Genomic DNA, 3,466 nt, shown 5'->3' on the forward strand with positions numbered 1-3,466 from the left:
AGCTTGCGCTGCCGGATCGCCGTCCAGGCGGCGTTTGCCGCACCGCCGCCGACACTTCTGACCGAGTTCAGCCGAGGCGCGCCGAGCTCGGCAAGCCGGCGATAGCCGAGCGCCTCGATCTCGGCAATGCCCTCCAACATTCCTTTCAGATAGTCGGCGTCGTCCGCCGGCCGCGGCGTCAGACGCGGCGGCAGGGCAGGATCGGCTACCGGGAAGCGTTCGCCGACCGCGGGAAGTGGATAATAGTCGAGGCCCGTCTCCGTCATAGGGTCGATCGCCGCACTCAACTCGATGATGCGCGCGAGGGGAAAATGCTGCGCCAGCACCTTGCCGCCCGAATTCGACGCACCACCCGCCAGATAAGCATCTCCCAACCGGTGACTATAGATGCCGAACTGCGGCGCCGAGATCGGCCGGTCGGAGAGGATCTTGATGGTCAGCGAGGACCCCAGCGCGGTGACGCCGTCGCCAACTGCCGCAGCGCCCGTCGCCAGGAATGACGCGCAGCCATCCGTCGTCCCGGCGACCACGGCGACGTCGCGCGCCAGGCCGAACAAATCCGCGGCGCTCGCGGAGATCGTTCCCGTGATGTCGCCCGGCTTGACGACGCGAGGCAGGAGTTCCATGCGCATGCCGGTCGCGGCGATCCAGTCCGGCCAGCGCCGAGCCTCGACGTCGTAGCCGGTTTTCAGGGCATTGTTCTCGTCGCTGACAGTGAAACGGCCGGAGAACTGTCCCGCGATCCAGTCGGCCTGATGCAGCACCGCGGCAACGCCGGGCCGTCGCTGGAACCGGAGCGCCTTGGCGAGACCGGACGTCGCCCCAAGTGCTGCGCTCGCTGCCGGCGCTTCGCGCGCGATTACGGCCAGAATAGCGTCGTCGTCGACCTTGTCATTGTACATCAACGGTTCGGCGAGCGGCCGCCCGGTGCCGTCGACCGGCAGCAGCGTGCCCGAAGTGCCGTCGACGGCAATCGACCGGACCGCGGCGCGATCGATGCCTGAAAGCAGTTCGGTCAGCGCCGCGCCGACCGCTGACCACCACACTGAGGGGTCGGGGGCGTTCTGACCAAATCTGTCGAGTGGGACGGCGGAACGCGCGGCAATCGAAAAGTCCGGGCGCATGGCGACGGCGCGCGCACCTGATGTGCCGATGTCGATGCCGATCGAAAGGGGGCCGATCGAAAGCGGGCCCTTCGAACGCGCTATGTCAGCTGCCGGCTGCATTGAGTTTCTGGCGGTACTGCTCGGCGTCCCAGTTGATCAGTTCGTCGTTCTCGGCTGCGGTCAGATAGTTCAGCTTCGCCGCGACATCGACCCGCGCCGTCACGTCGGCAAGGCAGCGTTGCATGGCGTCGGCGCCGCCACTCGCGTCGCCGCGCATCAGCACGCCAAGCCCGGGAAACAGGATTGCCACCGGTGCACTGTCGCACCGTTCGGTGACACGCTTCACGTCCTCGCCGGGTCTCGCCACGACCGAACCCTGGCCGAGAAAGATAACGTGATCGGGATAGAGGCTGCCCCTCGACGCCATGCGGCAGCTTTCCGGATCGATCGCGGCCGCATGCGCTTCGACATCCGCCGGCAACCTGTAACCGGTGCGTCCGATGAGCGCCGTCAGTGCAGCAAGGTTGGGCTCCGCCACCTCGCGGGGCGGCCGCGCCAGCAGCCCTGTGACGCGGCGCAGCAGCGCTTCGGCGCCGGCAACGGTCTCGGCTGCGACGACCAGGCCGTGATTGGCAAGGATCAGCATATCGACCCCTGGTCGAAGGCGCTCGGCAATGCCTTGGGCGAGCGGCAGGCCCGGCCGGCGATAGGGAACATACGCCCATTCGAGACCATCGAGGCGCTTGGCGATTTGAGCCTCGCAGTCGGCCTGCACGGCAAGCGAAATAGTGTCGACGCAGTGGACATGCAGGACGACGCGCTGCGGCATCAGGGCATGAACCGTGGTCTCGATCGAGGGGCGCAGCCTGCGCGTGTTGAGCGCCTCGATGGCGAAACCCTGCGGCTTATCGGCGGCCGGGTCGCGCTGTTCGACAGCCCTGAGCAGCGGGGCGATCGCCACGGGAACCATAATGTGTTCGGCGAGCGCATTCTTCAACCAAGTACCGGAAGCCTTGATCCAGAGCGTGTCGCCAGCCTTCAGCGAAGTGTTGCCGCCCGCGGCCTGGGTCAAATGCGGGTCGCGACCGATGCTGGCCGAAAGCGACCGCAAAGCAGCCAATTCCTGCGCATCCGCATAGTTTGCCATCGAAATTCCTTCACAAACGGCCGCGTGGCCACGGCTTTGGATATCCCGCTGCCGGGATAACGAGTGATGCTGGTATCGCAGATGCGAGTAAGTTACGTCAATAGTGATCTTGTCTAGTCAAATCGAGCTTGCAATCTGATTGGTGTTGAGTAAGTTGCACCAATTGCCGTGGCAAAATGGCATTTCGGGAGGGTATCCGTTGAGCGACTCCGGCCGCCAGCGTCAGATTGTCGAGTTGTTGCGGGATCGCCCCTTCGCCTCAGTGCGCGAGCTGCAGGAGCGGCTCGGCGTGTCGGCAGCGACGGTGCGGCGCGACATCGACAAGATCGATGAGGCCGGTGAAGCACGAAAGGTCTATGGCGGCATCTCGGCGCTCGATGGCGCCTCGCAGGCGGGCGTCGCCTATGCCAGGCCCTATGACGAGAACCGCGATCTCGCAGTCGAAGCCAAGCGGCAGATCGCGGCTCTCGCCGCGACCATGGTGCGCAATGGCGACGCCGTCATCGTGCATGGCGGTTCGACCTGTTTCCATCTCGGTGCCAAGCTCGCCGACCGCAACATCCGGCTCTACACCAACTCGATGCCGCTCATCGCCTATTTGAGCGACCACGGTCATTGCAGCCTAACCATCGCCGGCGGTGAGCTTCATCGCGAGCCTGGCATCATCCATTCGCTCACCCAGGCCGTGCCGTTCTACGCGTCGAAATTCTTTCTTGGCGCGCAAGGCGTCGGCCCGGAGGGCGTGCTGGAATCGCATCCGCTGCTGGTCCGCTCCATCGTCGAACTCAGCCTATGCGCCGACCAGATCGTAGTGCTGGCCGACAGCCGCAAACTGTCGATCCACGCGCGCAACGTCGCGCTGCCTCTGTCCCGCATCGGCACGCTGGTGACCGATGACGGCCTGTCCGATGCGGACGCACGCATGCTCGAAGACGCCGGCGTCACGGTGCGGATCGCCTCTGCCTCTGGAGCCCTGCAGTGAAGGTGGCCGTCCTCGACTTCGGCAAGACCAACTCGAAGCTCTTCGTCTTTGGTCAGGACGGGCAGATTCTCGATGAGCGCCGGACTCAGCCGAACTGGACGCGCAAAGGCGACTTCAGTGTGCTCGACGAGACAGTGCTTCACGATTGGGCGGCTCGCGTCGTCGGCGAAGCGGTCGACAATCATGGTGTGGAAGGATTGATGGTTTCGGGCCATGGCTGCACCTTTGCCT

General features: G+C 65.0%; 3 protein-coding genes and 1 pseudogene. 2 read left to right on the plus strand and 2 right to left on the minus strand.

The annotated features are described in order from the left end of the window. Together EOA86_RS27210 and EOA86_RS27215 are read right to left on the minus strand one after the other, a co-directional pair. The coding region (locus EOA86_RS27210) for an FGGY-family carbohydrate kinase (protein ID WP_128344517.1) at positions 1 to 1,226 on the minus strand (1,226 nt) is incomplete at its 3' end. Further along, positions 1,210 to 2,253, minus strand: coding sequence for a class II aldolase/adducin family protein (locus EOA86_RS27215; protein WP_128344519.1), 1,044 nt, complete (start codon positions 2,251 to 2,253; stop codon positions 1,210 to 1,212). The genes EOA86_RS27215 and EOA86_RS27210, both read right to left, overlap by 17 nt. A 199-nt stretch (positions 2,254 to 2,452) precedes the next feature. On the opposite strand from EOA86_RS27215, the gene EOA86_RS27220 reads away from it, so the two are divergent. Further along, positions 2,453 to 3,235, plus strand: coding sequence for a DeoR/GlpR family DNA-binding transcription regulator (locus tag EOA86_RS27220; protein ID WP_128344521.1), 783 nt, complete (start codon positions 2,453 to 2,455; stop codon positions 3,233 to 3,235). Next, positions 3,232 to 3,466: pseudogene (locus EOA86_RS27225) on the plus strand (carbohydrate kinase); the annotation flags it as partial. The gene EOA86_RS27220 and the pseudogene EOA86_RS27225, both read left to right, overlap by 4 nt.

The sequence above is a fragment of the Mesorhizobium sp. M5C.F.Ca.IN.020.32.2.1 genome, from assembly GCF_004023105.1.
In the GTDB taxonomy this organism is placed as follows: domain Bacteria; phylum Pseudomonadota; class Alphaproteobacteria; order Rhizobiales; family Rhizobiaceae; genus Mesorhizobium; species Mesorhizobium wenxiniae.

Coding starts and splice junctions, on each gene's coding strand:
- EOA86_RS27215 (WP_128344519.1), bottom strand. CDS start 2,253: ATGGCAAACTATGCGGATGCGCAGGAATTGGCTGCTTTGCGGTCGCTT.